17 protein-coding genes are annotated in these 21,962 nt (G+C 70.9%); 11 read left to right on the forward strand and 6 right to left on the reverse strand.

Annotated features, from left to right (window positions below):
- Positions 1-50: 50 nt before the first annotated feature.
- Entirely contained in the window at positions 51-1,163 is a 1,113-nt protein-coding gene (locus D3105_RS02240) for a LacI family DNA-binding transcriptional regulator (protein ID WP_006126041.1), read from the reverse strand.
- A gap of 405 nt (positions 1,164-1,568) precedes the next feature.
- On the opposite strand from D3105_RS02240, the gene hisC reads away from it, so the two are divergent.
- The 5 genes from hisC to D3105_RS02265 all read left to right on the forward strand — a co-directional run bounded on the left by hisC (position 1,569) and on the right by D3105_RS02265 (position 10,846).
- On the forward strand, positions 1,569-2,648 hold the full coding sequence (hisC, locus tag D3105_RS02245) for a histidinol-phosphate transaminase (RefSeq protein WP_118899445.1): 1,080 nt from the start codon (positions 1,569-1,571) through the stop codon (positions 2,646-2,648).
- A 246-nt stretch (positions 2,649-2,894) separates the two neighbouring features.
- Positions 2,895-4,406, forward strand: coding sequence for a cytochrome ubiquinol oxidase subunit I (locus D3105_RS02250; RefSeq protein WP_118899447.1), 1,512 nt, complete (start codon positions 2,895-2,897; stop codon positions 4,404-4,406).
- 16 nt (positions 4,407-4,422) lie between these two features.
- Entirely contained in the window at positions 4,423-5,424 is a 1,002-nt protein-coding gene (gene cydB / locus D3105_RS02255) for a cytochrome d ubiquinol oxidase subunit II (RefSeq protein ID WP_118899449.1), read from the forward strand.
- Between the two features lie 87 nt (positions 5,425-5,511).
- A complete protein-coding gene (cydD, locus tag D3105_RS02260; RefSeq protein WP_118899451.1) occupies positions 5,512-9,036 on the forward strand; it encodes a thiol reductant ABC exporter subunit CydD in 3,525 nt (1,174 codons plus the stop codon).
- A 103-nt stretch (positions 9,037-9,139) separates the two neighbouring features.
- Positions 9,140-10,846 (forward strand): GAF domain-containing sensor histidine kinase, encoded by a 1,707-nt coding sequence (locus D3105_RS02265; protein WP_118899453.1) that lies wholly within the window; start codon positions 9,140-9,142, stop codon positions 10,844-10,846.
- Between the two features lie 30 nt (positions 10,847-10,876).
- Here the strand turns inward: D3105_RS02265 and D3105_RS02270 are convergent, their stop codons facing one another.
- Positions 10,877-11,746 carry a Cof-type HAD-IIB family hydrolase gene (locus D3105_RS02270; RefSeq protein WP_118899455.1) on the reverse strand — a complete coding sequence of 290 codons (870 nt, stop codon included), beginning with the start codon at positions 11,744-11,746 and terminating at the stop codon, positions 10,877-10,879.
- 152 nt (positions 11,747-11,898) lie between these two features.
- Between D3105_RS02270 and D3105_RS02275 the strand changes: the two genes are divergently transcribed.
- A complete protein-coding gene (locus tag D3105_RS02275) occupies positions 11,899-12,801 on the forward strand; it encodes an LLM class flavin-dependent oxidoreductase (protein ID WP_118899457.1) in 903 nt (300 codons plus the stop codon).
- A gap of 27 nt (positions 12,802-12,828) precedes the next feature.
- Here D3105_RS02275 and D3105_RS02280 read toward each other — a convergent pair whose 3' ends face one another.
- The 4 genes from D3105_RS02280 to D3105_RS02295 form a co-directional block, all read right to left on the reverse strand.
- Positions 12,829-13,371, reverse strand: coding sequence for an RNA 2'-phosphotransferase (locus tag D3105_RS02280; protein ID WP_118899459.1), 543 nt, complete (start codon positions 13,369-13,371; stop codon positions 12,829-12,831).
- A 148-nt stretch (positions 13,372-13,519) separates the two neighbouring features.
- Positions 13,520-14,479: a MerR family transcriptional regulator gene (locus D3105_RS02285; protein ID WP_118899461.1), complete on the reverse strand. Its 960-nt coding sequence runs from the start codon at positions 14,477-14,479 to the stop codon at positions 13,520-13,522.
- On the reverse strand, positions 14,476-16,248 hold the full coding sequence (locus tag D3105_RS02290; RefSeq protein ID WP_118899463.1) for an SDR family oxidoreductase: 1,773 nt from the start codon (positions 16,246-16,248) through the stop codon (positions 14,476-14,478). Before D3105_RS02290 ends, D3105_RS02285 begins: the two co-directional genes overlap by 4 nt.
- Positions 16,245-17,105 carry a M24 family metallopeptidase gene (locus D3105_RS02295; RefSeq protein WP_118899465.1) on the reverse strand — a complete coding sequence of 287 codons (861 nt, stop codon included), beginning with the start codon at positions 17,103-17,105 and terminating at the stop codon, positions 16,245-16,247. The genes D3105_RS02290 and D3105_RS02295 overlap by 4 nt, the downstream gene beginning before the upstream one ends.
- A 261-nt stretch (positions 17,106-17,366) precedes the next feature.
- Here D3105_RS02295 and D3105_RS02300 point away from each other — a divergent pair, with 261 nt between their 5' ends.
- The 5 genes from D3105_RS02300 (at position 17,367) to D3105_RS02320 (ending at position 21,930) form a co-directional block, all read left to right on the forward strand.
- On the forward strand, positions 17,367-18,371 hold the full coding sequence (locus D3105_RS02300) for an ABC transporter ATP-binding protein (RefSeq protein ID WP_118899467.1): 1,005 nt from the start codon (positions 17,367-17,369) through the stop codon (positions 18,369-18,371).
- A complete protein-coding gene (locus tag D3105_RS02305) occupies positions 18,361-19,269 on the forward strand; it encodes an ABC transporter permease (protein ID WP_118899469.1) in 909 nt (302 codons plus the stop codon). Before D3105_RS02300 ends, D3105_RS02305 begins: the two co-directional genes overlap by 11 nt.
- Positions 19,266-20,177: an ABC transporter ATP-binding protein gene (locus tag D3105_RS02310; protein ID WP_118899472.1), complete on the forward strand. Its 912-nt coding sequence runs from the start codon at positions 19,266-19,268 to the stop codon at positions 20,175-20,177. Before D3105_RS02305 ends, D3105_RS02310 begins: the two co-directional genes overlap by 4 nt.
- Before the next feature lie 30 nt (positions 20,178-20,207).
- A complete protein-coding gene (locus D3105_RS02315; protein ID WP_118899474.1) occupies positions 20,208-20,927 on the forward strand; it encodes an ABC transporter permease in 720 nt (239 codons plus the stop codon).
- Between the two features lie 307 nt (positions 20,928-21,234).
- On the forward strand, positions 21,235-21,930 hold the full coding sequence (locus tag D3105_RS02320) for a hypothetical protein (RefSeq protein ID WP_118899476.1): 696 nt from the start codon (positions 21,235-21,237) through the stop codon (positions 21,928-21,930).
- Positions 21,931-21,962 lie beyond the last annotated feature (32 nt).

Raw genomic sequence — 21,962 nt, forward strand, 5'->3', positions numbered from 1 at the left:
AATCCGGGCGCACGCACGGTTCACCGGCCGATTGGTCCGAAAAGAGACGATCAATCCCCGCTGGGGGAGCGCGGCGCGCTGACCGTGGTGCGCGGTGGGCGGCGTTGCGAGGAGGTCCGGACGATGAGCTCCGTCGGTATGACCTGCTCCACGGGACCGTCGTGCTCGACCCCTTCGATGGCGTCGATGAGGAGCTGGACGACGGCCGTGCCGATCCGGCGGGGCTTCAGCGAGAGCGTCGTGATGGGCGGCTCGGTGGCCGCGTACACGGTCGACTCGCTGCAGCAGACGAGCAGCAGGTCCTCGGGGACGCGCAGCCCGTAGCGGCGGGCCGCCGCGAGGAGGTCGGTCCCGTTGGGGTCGAAGAGTCCGTAGACCGCGTCGGGGCGGTCCGGGCGGGCGAGCAGCCGGTCGGCTGCGACCGCCCCCGCGCAGGGGTCGTGGGCCGGGTAGGACTCGTAGACGGGATCCTGGCCGACCCGCTCGCACCAGTGGAGGTAGGCGGTGGTGGAGAGCCGGGTGTACGTGTCGGTGGTGTTGCCGGTCAGCAGGCCGATGCGGCGGGCGCCGGCGGCGGCGAGATGGTCGAGGAGGTCGAGCACGGCGGCCCGGTGGTCGTTGTCGACCCAGGCGGTGACGGGGAGCGTCCCGGCCGGGCGGCCGTCGGAGACGACGGGCAGTCCCTGGCGGACGAGTTCGGTGACGACCGGGTCCTGGTCGGAGGGGTCGATGACGACGGTTCCGTCGAGCGCGACGTTCGACCAGACGTCGTGCCGGGAGGTGGCGGGGAGGATGACGAGGGCGTAGCCGCGGGCCAGCGCCGCGGAGGTCGCGGCTCTCGCCATCTCCGCGAAGTACGCGAATTCGGTGAAGGTGAAAGGTTCATTCCCGTACGTGGTCACGGTCAGGCCGATCAGCCCCGACTTGCCCGTACGGAGGGTTCGGGCCGCGGCGGACGGGCGGTAGCCCAGGCGCTCGGCGACCTCGCGGACATGGCGGCGGGTGGCGTCCGGGAGCCTGCCCTTGCCGTTGAGTGCGTCGGAGACGGTCGTGATCGAGACTCCGGCCGCGGCGGCCACGTCACGGATCCCCGCCCGTCCCGGCCGGCCGCTGCGCCGGGGGGTCTCCGTCCGGCTCACCTGGTGCTTCCCTGCTGCTGTCATGGCGAGCCGATAGTAGGGCTCCGAGGGGTGGTCGGTCCGGTCGCATATGCGCACGTTGACAGGCACGTTTCTGCAAGGTCACGACCCATCAAATTTCTTCCAATGCAAGGCAGTTGAAGGCTACTGCATGCATGTGTCAGGTAGGGAAGGGTGGCAGCCTGCTGAATGCGCGATGTCTCGAAGAGGTCTCAACTCACCACTTCGGGGGACGCGCGCCACGGCGTGAGCCACCGGCGCGCGCCGGAACAGGAAGCGCTCCCCCTGGCGGAGCCCTCGGGTCGGCCCCGGCGGAGGTCCCATTCCCGGGCACTGCGGTCGATTTCCCGCCCGGGCCATTCGCAGCGGGGCCCAATCCTCATAGGGTGTGCAGTATTGCTGTGAACGGACGGTCGAGGAGGACCTGCGGTGAGCGAGACGAGCCCCAAGCTGCGCGCCGAGCTGGACGGCGTTCCCGCCTATGTGCCGGGCAAGCCTGCGGCGGCCGGCGGACCGGTCGCGTACAAGCTGTCCTCCAACGAGAATCCCTATCCGCCGCTGCCGGGTGTCCTGGAGTCGGCGCTCGCCGCCGCGGGGAACTTCAACCGCTACCCGGACATGGCGTGCACCGGCCTGATGAACGAGCTGGCCGAGCGTTTCGGTGTGCCGCTTTCGCACCTCGCCACCGGAACGGGGTCGGTGGGGGTGGCCCAGCAGCTGCTCCAGGCCACCTCGGGCCCCGGTGACGAGGTCATCTACGCCTGGCGGTCCTTCGAGGCGTACCCGATCATCACCCAGGTCAGCGGTGCGACCTCGGTCAAGGTGCCGTTGACCGAGGGGGATGTGCACGACCTCGACGCGATGGCGGAGGCGATCACCGACCGGACCCGGCTGATCTTCGTCTGCAACCCGAACAACCCCACCGGCACAGTGGTGCGCCGAGCCGAGCTGGAACGGTTCCTCGACCGGGTGCCGAGCGATGTGCTGGTGGTGCTGGACGAGGCGTACAAGGAGTTCATCCGCGACGCCGACGTGCCCGACGGCATCGAGATCTACCGTGACCGGCCCAATGTGGCCGTGCTGCGGACCTTCTCCAAGGCGTACGGCCTGGCCGGACTGCGGGTCGGGTTCGCCGTGGCGCACGAGCCGGTGGCCGCGGCGCTGCGCAAGACCGCCGTCCCCTTCGGCGTGAGCCAGCTCGCCCAGGACGCGGCGGTGGCCTCGCTCCGCGCGGAGGACGAGCTGCTGGGCCGGGTCGGTTCGCTGGTCGGCGAGCGCGCCCGGGTGAGCGCGGAACTGGCGCGCCAGGGCTGGACGGTGCCGGAGTCGCACGCGAACTTCGTCTGGCTGCGGCTCGGCGAGCGGACCCTCGACTTCGCGGGGGCCTGTGAGCGGGCCGGTGTGGTCGTCCGCCCGTTCGCGGGCGAGGGCGTACGGGTCACGATCGGCGAGACCGAGGGCAACGACCTGTTCCTCAAGGCGGCGGAGGCGTTCCGCGCGGAGCTGTAGGGCTTTGGCCGTGGGCCCCGGACCTCGTCGATCGAGGTCCGGGGCCCTTTGCGTGCGGCGGAGACCCGGCGGCGCGGTGCGGGAACCGAAAAGGGGTACCCCCGGCGAAGGCTCCGAAAGTGTGTGCGCCATAATTGCTTGTGAATGTGAACGCGTTCACAAGCGTGCCCTGCTTTCTCCCGTAATCGGGGGAATCAAGGGGGCATAGTGCCGGTGTGACCACGGCGATGTAAGGAGACTGACGACGTGGACCTAGCTCTGGCGCCGGAGACCCTGGCGCGATGGCAGTTCGGCATCACCACCGTCTACCACTTCCTCTTCGTCCCTCTGACGATCTCGCTCGCCGCGCTCACCGCCGGCCTGCAGACCGCGTGGGTGCGGACGGAGAAGGAGAAGTACCTCAGGGCGACCAAGTTCTGGGGCAAGCTGTTCCTGATCAACATCGCCATGGGCGTCGTCACGGGCATCGTCCAGGAGTTCCAGTTCGGCATGAACTGGTCCGACTACTCCCGCTTCGTCGGCGACATCTTCGGCGCTCCGCTCGCCTTCGAGGCGCTGATCGCCTTCTTCTTCGAGTCCACCTTCATCGGTCTGTGGATCTTCGGCTGGGACAAGCTGCCGAAGAAGATCCACCTGGCCTGCATGTGGATGGTCTCGATCGGCACGATCCTCTCCGCCTACTTCATCCTGGCCGCCAACTCCTGGATGCAGCACCCGGTCGGCTACCGGATCAACGAGGAGCGCGGCCGCGCCGAGCTCACCGACTTCTGGCGGGTGCTCACCCAGGACACCGCGGTCACCCAGTTCTTCCACACCATCACGGCGGCGTTCCTGGTCGGCGGGGCCTTCATGGTCGGTATCGCCGCGTTCCACCTGGCGCGCAAGAAGCACATCCCGGTGATGCGGACCTCGCTGCGGCTGGGGCTGATCACCGTCGTGGTCGCCGGACTGCTCACCGCCGTCAGCGGCGACAGCCTCGCCAAGGTCATGTTCCGGCAGCAGCCGATGAAGATGGCCGCCGCCGAGGCCCTGTGGGACGGCCAGGAGCGGGCGCCCTTCTCGATATTCGCGTACGGGGACGTCAGCGAGGGCCACAACTCCGTGGAGATCTCGCTGCCCGGGGTGCTGTCCTTCCTCGCCAACAACGACCCGAACTCCTATGTCCCGGGCATCAACGACATCAACAAGGAGTCGCAGGAGAAGTACGGGCCCGGCGACTACCGGCCCAACATCCCGGTCGCGTTCTGGAGCTTCCGGTGGATGATCGGCTTCGGGATGGCCTCCTTCGGCCTCGGCCTCCTGGGGCTCTGGCTGACCCGGAAGAAGTTCCTGCTGCCACCGGCGCTGCGGACCGGTGAGGACGAGGTGCCGCATCTGGTCCTGTTCCGGAACAAGGCGCTGAGCCCGAGGCTCACCAAGCTCTACTGGCTCGTCGCGCTCTGGACGCTGCTCTTCCCGCTGATCGCCAACTCCTGGGGCTGGATCTTCACCGAGATGGGCCGCCAGCCGTGGGTGGTCTACGGAGTGCTGGAGACGCGTGCCGGGGTGTCCCCCGGTGTCTCGCAGGGCGAGGTCATCACCTCGATGACCGTCTTCACGCTGCTCTACGCGGTGCTCGCCGTGATCGAGGTGAAGCTGCTCGTGAAGTACATCAAGGCCGGGCCGCCGGAACTCACCGAGGACGACCTCAACCCGCCCACGAAGATCGGCGGCCACGACGAAGACGACGCCGACCGGCCGATGGCCTTCTCGTACTGAGCACAGGAGCTGAGAGATGGAACTCCACGACGTCTGGTTCGTGCTCATCGCCGTCCTCTGGACCGGCTACTTCTTCCTGGAGGGGTTCGACTTCGGTATCGGGGTCCTCACCAAACTGCTGGCCCGTGACCGCAAGGAGAAGCGGGTCCTGATCAACACGATCGGGCCCGTCTGGGACGGCAACGAGGTCTGGCTGCTCAGCGCGGGCGGCGCGACCTTCGCCGCCTTCCCCGAGTGGTACGCCACCCTCTTCTCCGGCTTCTATCTGCCGCTGCTGATCATCCTGTTCTGCCTGATCGTGCGCGGTGTCGCCTTCGAGTACCGCGCCAAGCGGCCCGAGGAGCGGTGGCAGACGAACTGGGAGACCGCGATCTTCTGGACCTCCCTGATCCCCGCCGTGCTGTGGGGCGTGGCGTTCGGGAACATCGTCCGGGGCGTGAAGATCGACGCCGACATGGAGTACGTCGGCAACTTCTGGGACCTCCTCAACCCGTACGCGATCCTCGGCGGGCTCGTCACGCTCACCCTCTTCACCTTCCACGGGGCGGTGTTCGCCGGCCTCAAGACGGCGGGCGACATCCGGGTCAGGGCCCGCGCCCTGGCGCTGAAGCTGGGGCCCGTCACCGCGCTCCTCGCGCTGGGCTTCCTGCTCTGGACCCAGGCCGACAACGGGGACGGCTGGAGCCTGGGGGCCCTGATCGTGGCGGTGGTGTCGCTGCTGGCCGCGATCGGAGCCGTCGCCAAGGGACGTGAGGGCTGGTCGTTCGCGTTCTCGGGCGTGACCATCGCGGCCGCGGTCGCGATGCTCTTCCTGACGCTGTTCCCGAACGTCATGCCGTCCTCGCTGAACGATGCCTGGAACCTCACGGTCACCAACGCCTCGTCCAGCCCGTACACGCTCAAGATCATGACCTGGTGCGCGGGTATCGCCACGCCCGTCGTGCTGCTCTACCAGAGCTGGACCTACTGGGTCTTCCGCAAGCGCATCGGCACCCACCACATCGCTGACGCGCACTGACTCCAGTGAGCTGCCGCGAGCCCCGCGAGGCTCGCGGCAGCTCCCGATCCCGCAGAGCTCACCGACCCCGCCGGGGGGATGTTTCACGTGAAACCGATCGATCCGCGTCTGCTCCACCACGCACGCGCCACCCGCCTCTTCCTGGCGGCCGTGGTGGCTCTCGGCCTGGTCGGCGCCCTGCTGGTGATCGCCCAGGCGATGCTCATCGCCGAGATCGTGGTGGGCGGCTTCGAGGACGGGCTCACGGTCACCGAGCTGCGCACCCCTCTTCTGCTGCTCGCGGCGGTCGCGCTCGGCCGGGCCCTGGTCGCCTGGCTCACCGAGCTGGCCGCCCATCGCGCCAGCGCGGCCGTCAAGTCCGAACTGCGCGGCCGGCTCCTGGAGCGGGCCACGCGGCTGGGCCCCGACTGGCTGAGTGGCCAGCGCACCGGTTCGCTGACCGCGCTGGCGACCCGGGGGATCGACGCGCTCGACGACTACTTCGCCCGCTATCTCCCCCAGCTCGGTCTCGCGGTGGTCGTGCCGGTGGCGGTGCTGGCCCGGATCCTCACGGAGGACTGGGTCTCGGCGGCGATCATCGTCGTCACCCTGCCGCTCATCCCGCTGTTCATGATCCTGATCGGCTGGGCCACCCAGTCCCGGATGGACCGTCAGTGGCAGCTGTTGTCCCGGCTCTCCGGCCACTTCCTGGACGTCGTCGCCGGGCTGCCGACCCTGAAGGTCTTCGGGCGGGCCAAGGCCCAGGCCGAGTCGATCCGCACGATCACCTCCGACTACCGCCGGGCCACCCTGCGCACCCTGCGGATCGCCTTCCTCTCCTCCTTCGCGCTGGAGCTGCTGGCGACCCTGTCGGTGGCCCTCGTCGCCGTCACCATCGGCATGCGGCTCGTCCACGGCGAACTCGACCTCTACACCGGCCTGGTGGTCCTGATCCTGGCCCCGGAGGCGTATCTGCCGATCCGCCAGGTCGGGGCGCAGTACCACGCGGCGGCCGAGGGGCTCTCGGCCGCCGAGGAGATCTTCGCGGTCCTGGAGACCGAACCCCGGGCTTCGGGCACCGATGACGTCCCGGACACGGTGCGGCTGGAGCTGGCGGACGTGACCGTACGCCACGAGGGCCGCGCCGAACCGTCGTTGGACGCCGCGTCGCTCACCGTGGAGCCGGGGGAGACCGTCGCCCTGGTCGGCCCGAGCGGCGTCGGCAAGTCCACCCTGCTGAACGTGATCCTGGGCTTCGCCCGGCCCGACGAGGGGCAGGTACGGGTCGGGGGCCGGGACCTCGCGGACCTGGACCCCGAACGCTGGCGGAGCCGTATCGCCTGGGTCCCCCAGCGCCCGCACCTCTTCGCGGGCACGATTGCCGAGAACGTCCGCCTCGCCCGGCCCGACGCCGACGACGAGGCGGTCGTCGCGGCGCTGCGGGACGCGGGCGCGTACGACTTCGTCGCCGCGCTCCCGGACGGGATGCTGACCGCGCTCGGCGAGGACGGCGCCGGGCTCTCGGCGGGTCAGCGCCAGCGCATCGCCCTCGCCCGGGCGTTCCTCGCCGACCGGCCGCTCCTGCTGCTGGACGAGCCGACCGCGAGCCTGGACGGCGAGAGCGAGGCGGACATCGTCGAGGCCGTACGGAGGCTGGCCGCCGGGCGGACCGTGCTGCTGGTCGTCCACCGCCCGGCGCTGCTGGCGGTCGCCGATCGTGTGGTGGCGCTGGAGCCGCGCACCGACGCCCGTGCGGAGCCGTACGGGGAGGCCGCCGCGGGCCTCGCGGCCCCGGGCCCCGCCGTCCCGGAGCCTCTCGCCGGCGGCGAACTGCCGACCGCCCGCCCCGTGGACTCCCTCGGCTCCCCCGCACCGGCCGGGACCCGCCCGGGACGGGTGCTCGCCCGGGTCCGCGCGTCGGCCGGGGAGCGTCGCGGACAACTGGCCCTGGCCCTGCTGCTGGGCAGCCTCGCGGTCGGGTCGGCCGTGGGGCTCATGGCGGTCTCCGGCTGGCTGATCTCCCGCGCCTCCGAAGAGCCTCCGGTCATGTATCTGATGATGGCGGTCACCGCGACCCGCGCCTTCGGCATCGGGCGGGCCGTCTTCCGCTACGCCGAGCGGCTCGTCTCGCACGACGCCGTGCTGAAGCTCCTCGCGAGCCTGCGCGTCGCCGTCTACCGGGGCCTCGAACGCATCGCCCCCGCCGGACTGCGCACCACCCGACGCGGGGACCTGCTGTCCCGCCTGGTAGCCGATGTGGACGCGCTCCAGGACTACTGGCTGCGCTGGCTGCTGCCGGCTTCCACCGCCGTCGTGGTGGGGACCGCCGCCGCCGGGTTCACCGGCTGGCTGCTCCCCGAGGCGGGCCTGATCCTCGCGGTCGGCCTGCTGCTCGCCGGGGTCGGCATCCCGCTCGTCAGCGGCGCCTGCGCCCGCCGTACGGAGCGTCAGCTCGCGCCCGCTCGCGCCACCCTGGCCACCCGGGTCACCGACCTGCTCGGCTCCACCGCCGAACTGACCGTCGCGGGCGCCCTGCCCGCCCGGCAGGAGCAGCTGCGCGCGGCCGACACCCTGCTGACCCGGATCGCCTCACGCGCGGCCGCCGCGACGGCGCTGGGCGGCGGTCTCTCCGCCCTGGTCTGCGGGCTCACCGTGGTGGCCGCCGCTGCCGTGGGCGCCCCCGCCGTCAACGAGGGCCGGCTCTCCGGGGTCGCGCTCGCCGTGGTGGTGCTGACCCCGCTCGCCGCCTTCGAGGCCGTCGCCGGGCTGCCGCTCGCCGTGCAGTACCGCCAGCGGGTCGCCCGGAGCGCGGAGCGGGTGTTCGAGGTGCTGGACGCCCCCGTACCCGTACAGGAGCCCCGGGCCCCGGCCGAGGAGCCCGGCTCGCCCTTCCCGCTGGAGGTACGGGGGCTGAGCGCCCGCTACCCGGGGGCCGGGCACGACGCGCTGGCCTCGCTCGACCTGACGCTGACGCCCGGACGGCGCATCGCGGTCGTGGGACCTTCCGGCTCGGGCAAGACGACGCTCGCCCAGGTCCTCCTGCGCTTCCTGGCCGCCTCGTCGGGGACGTACCGGCTCGGCGGCGTCGAGGCGTCCGCCCTGGAGTCGGACACGGTCCGGCGCTCGGTCGGGCTGTGCGCCCAGGACGCCCACGTCTTCGACAGCACGATCCGCGAGAACCTGCGTCTGGCCCGGCCCGGGGCGACCGACGCCGACCTGCGCGACGCGCTCTCCCGGGCCCGGCTGCTGGACTGGGTGCGGGCCCTGCCGGAGGGCATCGACACGGCCGTCGGCGAGCACGGAGCCCGGCTCTCCGGCGGTCAGCGCCAGCGCCTCGCCCTGGCCCGCGCGCTGCTCGCCGACTTCCCCGTGCTCGTCCTGGACGAGCCCGCCGAACACCTCGACCTGCCGACCGCCGACGCCCTCACCGCCGATCTGCTGGCCGCGACCCGGGGGCGCGCGACGGTCCTGATCACCCACCGGCTGACCGGCCTGGAGGCGGTCGACGAGGTCCTGGTGCTGGACGCGGGCCGGGTCGTGCAGCGCGGACCGTACGCCGAACTCGCCGCCGGGAACGGGCCGCTGCGCAGCATGCTGGAGCGCGAACGGGAGACGGTCGGGGCGGGGGTGTAGGGCGGTGCGGGACGCGGGCGGGGAGTCGGACGGCCACCGCCCTGACCGGCATAACGCAGATTCCCGACTTTCGCCCCGTAGTGGCACTTACTAGGCTCGGGCCATGGCAGAGCCCGACCCGAAGGACTCCCTCGACGCCGCCACCCGGGCCACCCGCAGCCTCCAGGGGCTGTCCACCGAGCTGACCGCGCGGGTGCCGCAGCTCCTGGAGGCGATGCGATCCGTCGGTGCCGGGCTGGAACTGCACTCCACCCTGGACCGGATCTGCGAGACGGCAGCCGAGCTGGCCCACGCCCGGTACGCGGCCATCGGCGTCGTCGACGAGCTGGGCGAGGGCCTTTCGGACTTCGTCACCCACGGCGTTCCGCAGGACGTGGCCGAGGAGATCGGGCGGCGGCCCGACGGCCACCGGGGCCTTCTGGGCGCGCTGATCCACGACCCCGCACCGGTCCGGCTGGCCGACCTGTCCACCGACCCGCGCTCCGCGGGCTTTCCGCCGGGGCACCCCCGGATGCGGTCCTTCCTCGGGGTGCCCATCCGGGTCCAGGGGGAGATCTTCGGCAACCTCTACCTCACCGAGAAGCACGGAGGCGCGGAGTTCAGCGACTACGACCTCCACATGGTCCGGGTGCTCGCCACGGAGGCCGGGATCGCCATCGGCAACGCCCGGCTGTACGAGGCGGCGCGGCAGCGGGAGCACTGGATCGACGGTTCGGTGGCGGTCACGACGGCGCTCCTGTCGGGCGGGGACGCCGACGAGGCCCTGTCCGTGGTCGCCGAACAGGCCCGCCGGCTCGCGGACGCCGCCGCCGGGATCGTGCTGCTGCCCGCCGAGGAGGGCGGTCTGGAGATCGTCGCCGTGTCGTCCGAGGATCCCTCGTCCTCGCTCGGGGTGATCATCCCGGGCCGGAGCGCGGTGGTGACGAAACTCCTCGCGGGTGAGGCGGTGTTCATCGACGACTCGGCCTCCGACGGCCGGATGGTGACGCGACTGGCCGACCGGTTCGGCCCCAGCATGCTGCTGCCGCTCCAGAGCGGCGGCCGGGTGCTCGGCGCCCTGGCCACTCCCCGCACCCGGGGCGCGCGTCCGTTCACGGAGGCCGAGCGGACGCTCGCCGCGCAGTTCGCCTCCCAGGCGGCGCTCGCGCTGATGATGGCCGAGGCGCAGCGGGACCGGGAGCGGCTCGCGGTGTACGAGGACCGCGACCGGATCGCCCGCGACCTCCACGACCTGGTCATCCAGCGGCTGTTCGCCACGGGGATGATGCTGGAGAGCGCCCAGCGCAGATCGGTGGTGCCCGAGGTGCGGACCGGTGTCGGCCGGGCGGTCGACGAGCTGGACGTGACGATCCAGGAGATCCGTACGGCGATCTTCGCGCTCCAGCAGGAGCCGGCCGAAGCCCCCTCGGGGCTGCGTACCCGCGTCCTGCGGGAGATCAACATGGCGGCCGTCCCGCTCGGCTTCAAGCCGTCGCACCGCTTCCTGGGCCCGGTCGACTCGCTCGTCGGCGAGCTGACCGGCAAGAACCTCGTCGCCGCGTTGCGCGAGGCCCTCTCCAACGCGTTCCGGCACGCGGAGGCGTCGCTGATCGATGTGGTCGTCGATGCGACGGTGACGCTGCCGGACGGGCGGGCCGCGGTACGGCTCTCGGTCGCCGACGACGGGGTGGGCATCCCGGAGGGCGGCCGCCGCAGCGGACTGCGCAATCTGGCCCGCCGGGCGGAGCCCCTGGGCGGGGCGAGCCGGATCGAGCCGGGCATCGGGGAGGGCGGCGGCGGTACGACGGTGGTGTGGGAGGCGCCGCTGTGAGCGGTCGCCTCCCCGTTGTGCCGAAAGGTTTCAGCGGGCCTCGGTGCGGCCCTCCGCGCGGGCGGCGAGGATCCGCTCGATGACGAGGGCCACCCCGTCCTCCTCGTTGGTGGCGGTCCGGCCCGTGGCGGCGGCCAGCGTGTCCGGGTGGGCGTTGCCCATGGCGAAGGAGGCGCCGGCCCAGCTGAGCATCTCGATGTCGTTGGGCATGTCACCGAAGGCGACCACCTCGGCGGACGAGATACCGCGCTCGGCACAACAGGCGGCCAGGGTCGTGGCCTTGGAGACGCCGAGCCCGCTGACCTCCAGCAGCGCGGAGGGGCTGGAGCGGGTGATGGAGGCCCGGTCGCCGGCCGTCGTACGGGCCAGGTCGAGGAACGCGTCGGGCGCCAGCTCGGTGTGGTGGGCCAGCAGCTTGAGCACGGGCGCGCCGGCACCCGGGGCGTCCTCGTGCAGCAGCTTCTCGGCGACGGCGACCGAGGCCCCCGGGTCCAGGTGGAACGGCGGGTAGGCCGGTTCGTAGTTGATGCCGGTGGTCATCTCGACGGCGAAGGAGGTGCCGGGGGCCGCCTCGCGCAGGGTGCGCACGACGTGGAGCGCGGCGTCGCGCTCCAGCGCCCGTACGGCGAGGAGGTCGCCGTCCGTCCGCAGATCGGTGACCACGGCGCCGTTGGCGCAGATCGCGGTGCCGTGGCTCTGGACGTGGTTCCGTACGACGTCCATCCAGCGGGCCGGCCTGCCGGTGACGAAGAAGACCTCGATGCCGGCCTCCTCGGCCGCCGTGAGGGCCGCGACGGTGCGCGCGGACAGCGTCTTGTCGTCGCGCAGCAGGGTGCCGTCGAGGTCGGTGGCGATCAGCCGGGTCACGGCGGGAAGAGGCGTATCGGTCACTGAGGTCACCGGGCCATTCTCGCCCACGAGGGTGCACGGGCGTGCGAAGGGGCGCACATTTGAGTAGGTAGAGGCGCTGATCTGCGGAAAGGTCCGCTGGCATATGCCAAAGCCATCGGGTCGCGGTCGCGGAGCGTGGGCACGGTCGTAGGCTCAGAAGCATGAGCCCCCGTCTGAGCACCGTGATTCTTCCCGTCCACCGCTGGAACGAGGGCGGCCGCGACCGCTGGCGGCGCGCGGAGGAGCTGGGCTTCCACACGGCTTACACCTACGACCACCTGTCCTGGCGGACCTTCCGGGACGGCCCGTGGTTCGGGGCCCTGCCCACGCTCACCGCTGCGGCGACGGCCACCGAACGCCTGCGTCTCGGCACCCTCGTGACCTCGCCCAACTTCCGCCACCCGGTCACGCTGGCCAAGGAGCTGATCTCCCTGGACGACATCTCGGGCGGCCGGATCACGCTCGGCATCGGCGCCGGAGGCAGCGGGTTCGACGCCACCGCCCTGGGTCAGGAGTCCTGGGCCCCGCGCGAACGTGCCGACCGGTTCGCCGAGTTCGTGCCGCTCCTGGACCGTCTGCTCACCGAGGACGCGGTGACCGAGCGCGGGACCCACTACACCGCGGACGAGGCCCGCAACATTCCCGGCTGTGTCCAGCGGCCCCGGCTGCCCTTCGCGGTCGCCGCGACCGGACCGCGCGGGTTGAAGCTCGCCGCCCGTCACGGGCAGGCGTGGGTCACCACCGGCGACCCGAAGCTTTACGAGAACGGCACCCCGGAGGAGTCGCGGGCCGCGCTGCGGGCGCAGAGCGAGAGGTTCTCGGCGGCCTGTGCGGAGATCGGCCGGGACGCCTACGAGCCGGACCGGATCCTGCTGACGGGCTTCACCCCGGACCGCACCGCCCCGCTGGAGTCCGTGGACGCGTTCGTCGACTTCGCGGGACGCCACGCGGAGCTGGGCTTCACCGAGATCGTCGTCCACGCCCCGATCCCGGACTCGGTCTTCGACGTCGACCCGAAGGTCTTCGAGCGCATCGCCACCGAGGCGCCCGCGCAGCTGGCGTAACCCACGAGGTTCCTGCTGCTGCAGCCCTCAGTCGCGCAGGAGAAGGAACTCCGGCGGTACCGCGTCGGCGAGCCAGACACCGTTGGCGCTGACCCGGAAGGCATGGCCGGCGCGGTGCATCGCGCCCGCGTCCACGGTGAGGACGAGGGGGCGGCCGCGGCGGGCGCCGACCCGGGTGGCCGTCTCCCGGTCGGACGACAGGTGCACGTGGTAGCGGGTCATGGGGCGCAGGCCCTCGGCCCGGATCGCGTCCATCACCCGGGCGACCGTGCCGTGGTAGAGGTACGCGGGCGGTTCGGCCGGCGGCAGGTCCAGGTCCACGGCGACGGTGTGGCCCTGATTGGCGCGGATGCGGTCGCCATCCACCGTGAAGCGGCGCTTGTCGTTGACGGCGACCACGTGGTCGAGCTCGGCGCGGCTGACGGTGAAGCCGTGGGAGGCCGCCGCGCTCAGCAAGGTCTCGATACCCACCCAGCCGTTGTCGTCGAGGGTGATGCCGATGCGCTCCGGCTGGTGCCGCAGATGCTTCGAGAGGTACTTGGACACCTTGACGGTGCGACGTTCGTCCATGGCGTCAGAGTGCCCGTGCGCGGTTCGTCGGTGCATCCGGATTTCTTACAGGCTTCTTTTCGTCTTTCTCCGCACCGATGTTTGATCCACAGCCAACTTGACTTATCCACAGGCTATTTGACGGCTCTGTGGACAACTGGCGGGCGATTTAACCTTTTTCATCAACTTTATTGGCTATTGCGCGAGATGAGGTGAGCGCGTCCAAGGTGCGTGCCTGCACCTCGCGTTCGGCAGCCGCCGCGACGAACGCCGCCACGTGGTCGACGCCAACGAGCTCCTGCACAGCCTGCGTTGTCCGGCGCGGCAGGAGCACCGGGCGGGTCTCGCTCCCCTCCATGGTGCTCTCCTGCGCGACGAGGTGGTGATGCAGATGCCGAGTGGCGAACAATCGCATCGCGCGCGCCAGTTCGGCGTCCACTGTCTGCTGCGCGAGCGGCCGCAGCCGGCGCACCATCGACGCCGCCTCGGCCGCGTCGGAGTCGGTGGGCGGCCGGTGGCCCAGGTAGCGGGCGAAGACGTGCTCGGTGGTGAACTCCAGGAAACGGGAGGCTATGTGCTCGACCTGGCCACGAAGTTCCTTGAGATGACCGGAGATCGCGAGCAGCGGGACGCCCGCGCCGTGCAACTCGACCGCCACCGCCAGCTCTTGCGGGCTCGGTACGAGGAACTCGTCGTCCCGGCCGGGCACGCGCTCCAGCACGCCGAGCGCCACGGCCTCCGCGATCGCCTCGTCGTCCTGCGCGCCGCCGAACTTCGCGTCCAGCTCCGTCCGGGTGATCCGGCCCGCCTCCTCGTCCGTCCACGGCCCCTGCACCTCCGCGACGAGCCCGAGCACCCCGCCGAGCCCCCGCCCCGCGTCCCACGCCTCCAGCAACTCCTTGATGCTGGCAAGGGTGTAGCCCCGGTCGAGCAGGTCCGCGATCTGCCGCAGCCGGGCCAGATGGGCCTCCCGGTACACATTGGCACGACCGCGCCGCTCGGGCGTCGGGAGCAGCCCCCGGTCCTGATAGGCGCGGATCGTGCGCACCGTGGCCCCGCTGGCGTGCGCCAGGTCCTCGATCCGGTACTCGGCGGCCCCGGCTCCCGCTTCCGCCCCTGCCCCGGTCACAGCGGCGGCTTCAGCCGGGCGACGGAGCGCAGTGTTCCCGGGCTCAGCCGGGACAGCAGCCGGGCGCCGCGCGCCTCCGGGGTCACCGGGACCACGGCCTGGTTGCGCACGACCGCCCGCAGGATCGCGTCGGCGACCCTCTCCGGCGGGTAGTTGCGCCGTCCGTAGAGGCGGCTCGTCCGCTTCTGCAGCCGCTCCTCCTCCGCCGCGTCGGCCCCGGCGAACCGTGTGGTGGCGGTGATGTTGGTGTTGACGATGCCGGGGCATATCGCGCTCACGCCGATGGACTTCTCCGCCAGTTCGGCCCGCAGGCACTCGCTGAGCATCAGCACGGCCGCCTTCGACGTGCTGTACGCGGGCAGCACCCGGGAGGGCTGGAAGGCCGCGGCCGAAGCGGTGTTGACGATGTGGCCGCCCTGGCCGCGGTCCGCCATCTGCTTGCCGAAGAACCGGCAGCCGTGGATGACTCCCCACAGATTGACGTCGAGGACCTTCTTCCACTCCTCGCTCGTGGTCTCCAGAAAGGAGCCGGAGAGCCCGATCCCGGCGTTGTTGACCAGGACGTCGACGATTCCGTACTCGGCGGCGACCCGTGCGGCGAGCTTCTCCATCTCGGCCTCGTCGCTGACGTCCACGGCCTCGCCCCAGGCCGCGGGCGCCCCGATCAGCCGCGCCATCTCCGCGGTGCGAGCGGCCCCCTCCGCATCCCGGTCCACGGCCACGATCCGGGCGCCCGCCTCGGCGAACGCGAACGCCGTGGCCCGCCCGATCCCGGAGGCCGCGCCCGTCACCAGGATCAGCTGACCGCCGAACCGCTCTGCGTAGGGCCCCTGCGCGACCGTTTGCTGCACGGGCCCGCCGTCCCGCGCGGCGGACTCGTTGGCGGTGACGAACTCGTCGATCCAGGAAGCGAGCTGGTCCGGCCGGGTGCGGGGCACCCAGTGCTTGGCCGGCAGCGAGCGGCGTACCAGCGTGGGGACCCGGTCCTCCAGACCGTCGTAGAGCCGCTCGGACAGGAAGGAGTCCCCGGTCGGGGTGATCAGCTGGACCGGTGCGTGGGCGTAGGCGTCCGGGCGGGGCCTGCTCAGCCGGGCCCGGACGTTGTCGCGGTAGAGCCAGGCACCGTGCGCCGCGTCGTTCGGGAGGGAGGCGGTGGGGTAGTCGCCCGCGGGCACCTTCTCCAGCCGCTCCAGGATCCCCGGCCAGTGCTTGCCGAGCGGCCCGCGCCAGGCGAGCTCCGGCAGGACGGGCGTGTGGAGCATGTACACGTACCAGGATTTGGCGCCCTGGCCGAGCAGTTGGCCCACCCTGCGCGGGGTGGGGCGGGAGATGCGGCGCTTGATCCAGTGCCCGAAGTGGTCGAGCGACGGCCCGGACATCGAGGTGAAGGAGGCGATCCGGCCCTCGGTCCGGCCGACCGTGACGAACTCCCACGACTGGACGGAGCCCCAGTCGTGACCGACCACGTGCACCGGCCGGTCCGGGCTGACCGTGTCGATCACGGCGAGGAAGTCGTCGGTCAGCTTCTCCAGGGTGAAGCCGCCGCGCAGCGGCGTCGGGGCGGTGGACCTGCCGTGTCCCCGCACGTCGTACAGCACCACGTGCCAGTGCTCGGCCAGCCGTACGGCGACGTCCGACCAGACCTCCTTGCTGTCCGGATAGCCGTGGACCAGCACCACGGTCGGCCGGCCCGCGTCGCCCAGCTCGGCGACGCACAGCTCGACGCCTCCCGTACCCACGGTCCGCTCACGCGCCTGAGACAGATTCACGCCGCCACCTTCTCCTCGGCCCAGCGCCGCACATGCGGCAGATCGTCGTCCAGCCAGAAGGCGCTCTGCTCGGGGTCCTTGGAGTCGGTGACGACCAGGATCTCCTCGAACTTCGCGCCCGTACCCCGGAATCCGAGGTGGGGTTCGACCGCCCACAGGCCCGGCTGCGGGGGGTGGTCGGAGAACCGGTAGGGGCTCCACAGCGGCGACCAGCCCTCCCGGTGGCCGTGCAGCGCGTCGCTCACGAGCCCCTTGAGGGCCTGGGTGCCGAAGCCGAACACCTGCGGGGACCAACGGCGTTCGGCGACTCGGTCGACCTTGTGGGCGATCACGCCGAAGGGGTAGGCCCGGTGCCGGTTCGCGTATCCCTGGGCGGTCATGAGGCGTTCGACGTCCTCGTAGATCTCGCGCAGCGAACGGCGCTCGCGCACCTCGCGCAGGATCAGCTCGCGGTGGGCCTCCAGATCGGCCAGTAGTTTGTCGTGCAGCGGATTGAGGCCGAGGCACCCCGCATACCCGACATCGGCGGTGAAACCCTTGTACACCGGGGCCATGTCGAGGATGAACGGCATCCCCGGCTCCAGCTTCCGGTCGGTCGGGAAGAACTGCAGCGGCACCTTGAACCCGGCGAACGCCGTACGGTCCCCGAACCAGGCGAACGGGAGGTGGAACCAGTCGCGCACACCGCGCTCGCGCAGCCACACGCGCTGCATCCGGGCCGCCTCGCGCTCGGTCACCCCGGAGCGCAACTGTCCGGCGACCGCCTCCGCGCAGGCATAGGCGAGGCGCTGAACCTCTCTGAACCCGCGCAGCTCCGGGGTGTTGGCGTCCTGCACTGCCTTGGCCAAGCCGGTCATGCCACCGTCCGTTCCCCTGCCGTGTGCGGTACGTGCCCGTAACGTGACACTGATGAATGTGACAATGTCCGGCGGCTGCGTCAAGGGGTGTGCACGTCCTGTGGAAAACCCCGGCTCCGCGGTGGATCCACGGCGCATCCCCCTACGGGCGTGTACGCCTGGAGTCTGACGCGGATCCAACCGTCAGGGCTGACGACCCCTGTGGTCCGCGCCACTAACGTCATTTCCGTGACAGCCGTAATCGCTACCGAAGCCCTGAGCATGCGGTTCCCCCGGGTGACCGCGCTTGACCGGCTCACGTTGGACATCGGACCGGGTGTGACCGGTCTGGTGGGTTCCAACGGAGCCGGCAAGTCCACACTGATCAAGATCCTGCTGGGTCTTTCCCCCGCCACCGAAGGCCGGGCCGCGGTGCTCGGGCTCGACGTCGCGACCAGCGGCGCCGCCATCCGGGAACGGGTGGGATACATGCCCGAGCACGACTGTCTGCCGCCCGACGTCTCGGCGACCGAGTTCGTCGTGCACATGGCGCGCATGTCGGGGCTGCCGCCCACGGCGGCCCGCGAGCGCACGGCCGACACCCTGCGCCACGTCGGCCTCTACGAGGAGCGCTACCGCCCCATCGGCGGCTACTCGACCGGCATGAAGCAGCGGGTGAAGCTGGCCCAGGCCCTCGTCCACGACCCCCAGCTGGTCCTGCTCGACGAGCCGACCAACGGCCTCGACCCGGTCGGCCGGGACGAGATGCTCGGTCTGATCCGGCGCATCCACACCGACTTCGGCATCTCCGTGCTGGTGACCTCGCACCTCCTCGGCGAGCTGGAACGCACCTGCGACCACGTCGTCGTCATCGACGGCGGAACGCTCCTGCGCTCCAGCTCCACCAGCGACTTCACCCAGACCACCGCGACCCTCGCGGTCGAGGTGACCGACAGCGACACCCACCCCGACGGCACCGGCGCGCTGCGCAAGGTCCTCACCGACGCCGGGGTCACGCTGATCGGCCACGACGGGATCGACACGGAGGGGCTGCCGGGCGCGGGCCACATCCTGCTGATCGAGGCGACGGGCGAGGAGACGTACGACGTCGTTCGCGACAGCGTCGCCGGGCTCGGGCTCGGCCTGGTCCGTATGGAACAGCGCCGCCACCAGATCGCCGAGGTCTTCCGTACCGAACAGGGCGCGGCGCAGGCAGCCGCCGTCCCGGCCGCGGCAGCCACCGCCGGGGTCGTCCAGCAGAAGGGAAGCGGTCGCGATGAGCGCTGAGACCAAGGCCGCGGCCGGGCGCGACGCCTCCCGGATCCACAACATCGGCTACCGCTCCTACGACGGACCGCGGCTCGGCCGGGCCTACGCCCGCCGCTCCCTGTTCTCGCAGACCCTGCGGGGCTCCTTCGGACTGGGCCGCTCCGCCAAGTCCAAGGTGCTGCCCATGCTGCTGTTCGGCGTGATGGCGCTGGTCGCGGCGATCCTGGTGGCGGTCTCCATGGCCGCGCCCGACGCCACCAAACTGGTGGTCAAGTACACCTCGTACGCGATCTACCTCCAGGCCGTCATCGGCCTCTTCATCGCCGCCCAGGCCCCGCAGGCGGTGTCCAGGGACCTCCGCTTCAAGAGCGTCCCCCTGTACTTCTCGCGGCCGATCGAACACGCCGACTACGTGGTCGCGAAGTTCGCCGCCACCGCCTCCGCGCTCTTCATCCTCACCGGTGCGCCGCTGCTCATCCTCTATGTGGGCTCTCTGCTCGCGAAGTTCGACTTCGCCGATCAGACCAAGTGGTTCGGCCAGGGGCTGGTGTCGGTGGCGCTGCTGTCCGTGCTGTTCGCCGGGCTCGGCCTGGTGATGGCCGCCCTGACCCCGCGGCGCGGCTTCGGCGTCGCCGCGGTGATCGCCCTTCTGACCATCACCTACGGCGCCGTCTCCACGGTCCAGGCCATCGCCTGGGAGACCGGGTCGGAAGGGGCCGTGCAGTGGCTCGGGCTCTTCTCGCCGATCACCTTGATCGACGGCGTCCAGACCGCGTTCCTCGGCGCGACCTCCGCCTTCCCCGGAGGGGAAGGTCCCGGCGCCGGAGTCGGCGTGGTCTACCTGATCGTTGTTCTCGCGCTCGTCGCCGGCTCGTACGCCGTCCTGATGCGCCGCTACCGGAGGGTCGGGCTGTGACCACCATCGAGATCGACCACACCTCGCGCTGGTTCGGCAACGTGGTCGCCGTCAACGACGTCTCCATGACCGTGGGCCCCGGCGTCACCGGACTCCTCGGCCCGAACGGCGCCGGAAAGTCCACCCTCATCAACATGATGGGCGGATTCCTCGCCCCCTCGACGGGAAGGGTCACGCTCGACGGCCGGACGATCTGGCGCAACGAGGCCGTATACAAGGAGATCGGCATCGTCCCGGAGCGGGAAGGGATGTACGACTTCCTCACCGGCAAGGAATTCGTCGTCGCCAACGCCGAACTCCATGGTTTGGGAGGTGCCGAGGCCCAGAGGGCGCTCGCCACGGTCCAGATGGAGTACGCGCAGGACCGCAAGATCGCCACGTACAGCAAGGGCATGCGCCAGCGCGTGAAGATGGCCTCCGCGCTGGTCCACGAGCCCTCGGTGCTGCTCCTGGACGAACCGTTCAACGGAATGGACCCGCGCCAGCGGATGCAGCTGATGGAGCTGCTGCGGCGGATGGGCGCCGAGGGCCGTACGGTCCTGTTCTCCTCGCACATCCTCGAAGAGGTCGAGCAACTGGCCTCGCACATCGAGGTGATCGTGGCGGGCCGGCACGCCGCATCCGGCGACTTCCGCAAGATCCGCCGGCTGATGAAGGACCGCCCGCACCGCTATCTGGTGCGCTCCAGCGACGACCGGGCCCTCGCGGCCGCGCTCATCGCCGACCCCTCCACGGCGGGCATCGAGGTCGACCTGACCGAGAAGGCGCTGCGCATCCAGGCCGTCGACTTCGGCCGGTTCACCGAGCTGCTGCCGAGGGTCGCCCGGGAGCAGGGCATCCGGCTGCTCACCGTCTCGCCGTCCGACGAGTCCCTCGAATCGGTCTTTTCCTATCTCGTAGCGGCCTGAGTAGTGGCCTGAAAGGAGCTGTGCACCGTCATGTACGACCCCACAGTCGCCCGGCTCACCTACCGGGCCCTGCTCGGCCGGCGCCGGGCCGCCATCCTGTTCGTCCTGCCCGCCCTGCTGCTGCTGATCGCCGCGGCCGTGCGGATGTTCGCCGGGGCCGACGACCAGATCGCCTCGAACGTCCTCGGCGGGTTCGCCATCGCCACGATGGTGCCGCTGATCGGCGTGATCGCGGGCACCGGGGCGATCGGCCCCGAGATCGACGACGGCTCGATCGTCTACCTGCTCGCGAAGCCGGTGAAGCGGCCCACGATCATCTTCACCAAGCTGATCGTGGCCATCGCGGTGACCATGGTGTTCTCGGCGCTGCCGACGCTGCTCGCGGGCCTGATCCTCAACGGCAACGGCCAGCAGATCGCCGTCGCCTACACGATCGCGGCGCTGGTCGCCTCGATCGCCTACAGCGCCCTGTTCCTGCTGCTCGGCACGGTCAGCCGGCACGCGGTCGTCCTCGGCCTGGTCTACGCCCTGGTCTGGGAAGCCCTCTTCGGCAGCCTGGTGGCCGGCGCGCGGACGCTCAGCGTCCAGCAGTGGTCCCTGGCGGTCGCCCAGAAGGTCGCGGGTGACGGCGCGGTGACCTCGGAGGTCGGCCTGCCGCTCGCCACGGTCCTGCTGGTCGTCGTCACGGCCGCCGCCGCCTGGTACGCGGGCCAGAAGCTGCGGGCACTGAAGCTGGCGGGCGAGGAGTGAGGCCTGCGGCCTGAGCCCCCTGCTGCGTCCCGACGGTCCCCGCCCTTGTCCCGGCAAGGGCGGGGATCGTCGTATGACCGGACAGACGTGCGCGTGACGTTGTGTTTATCGGGTCGTTGAGCAGAGTGCGTGGAGGCAACGGGAATCCGTGGCGTCGTAGCGATCGTGAAATCGGGGAATGCCGGCACCGGGTGAGGCTCAGCCCACCGGACCGGTCATCGAGTGAGTGGCAACCGTGAGCGTCCTCCACCCCTGAAGCCCGGGGTGTGGGCCGCCCTCGTCATTCCCTCGTACGAAAGGCATACCCATGCCCACGGAAGTCGCCCTGCTCGAATCGCGCGCGCTGCGCGGGGAGCAGATGGGGCGCGTCGATGTTCTCGACAAGGTGAAGAGCCTTGTCATGCTCCCGGACGGAATTCACGTTCGCACAGAGGACGTGGCTCGCTACTTCGAAGTATCCACAGAGACCGTGAAGAAGGTGACGCAGCGGCACCGAGCCGAGGTTGAGGAGAATGGCCTCGTCGTGCTGCGCGGCTCTGATCTGCGGCTTTTCCAGAGGGACATGTTGTCTCTATGGGAGAGGGAGGGGCAGGAAAGTTATCCACAGGCTGCCACGCAGCTGACCCTCTACACCCGCCGCACCGTCCTCAACATCGCCCTGCTTCTTCGCGACAGCGACATCGCCCGCTGCGTGCGTACATACCTCCTCGACGCCGAGGAGTCGCTCCGCACGCAGTACGCCTCCCTCGACCACCGCGTCACGCGCATCGAGAGCTGCCTCACCGGAGTCGGCAGTGCGCTGAAGGAGCTCGGGCCGGTGCTGGTGCGGATGTCGGAGCGGCTCGACAGCCTCGACCGGAAGGTGGAGATGACGCATCAGGTGGTCGGGGCGATGAGTCTGCGGCTGACGGATGTGCAGCAGGACGTCGGTCGGCTCGACGGGAGGATGGATGCCTTTGCCGGGCAGCTGAAGGATCTGCGCCGCCGTCACGGGCAGCGCTGAGTGAAGCGGCCCGGCACCGTGGGAAACGGTGC

This window comes from Streptomyces globisporus (assembly GCF_003501885.1).
Taxonomy (GTDB): domain Bacteria; phylum Actinomycetota; class Actinomycetes; order Streptomycetales; family Streptomycetaceae; genus Streptomyces; species Streptomyces globisporus_D.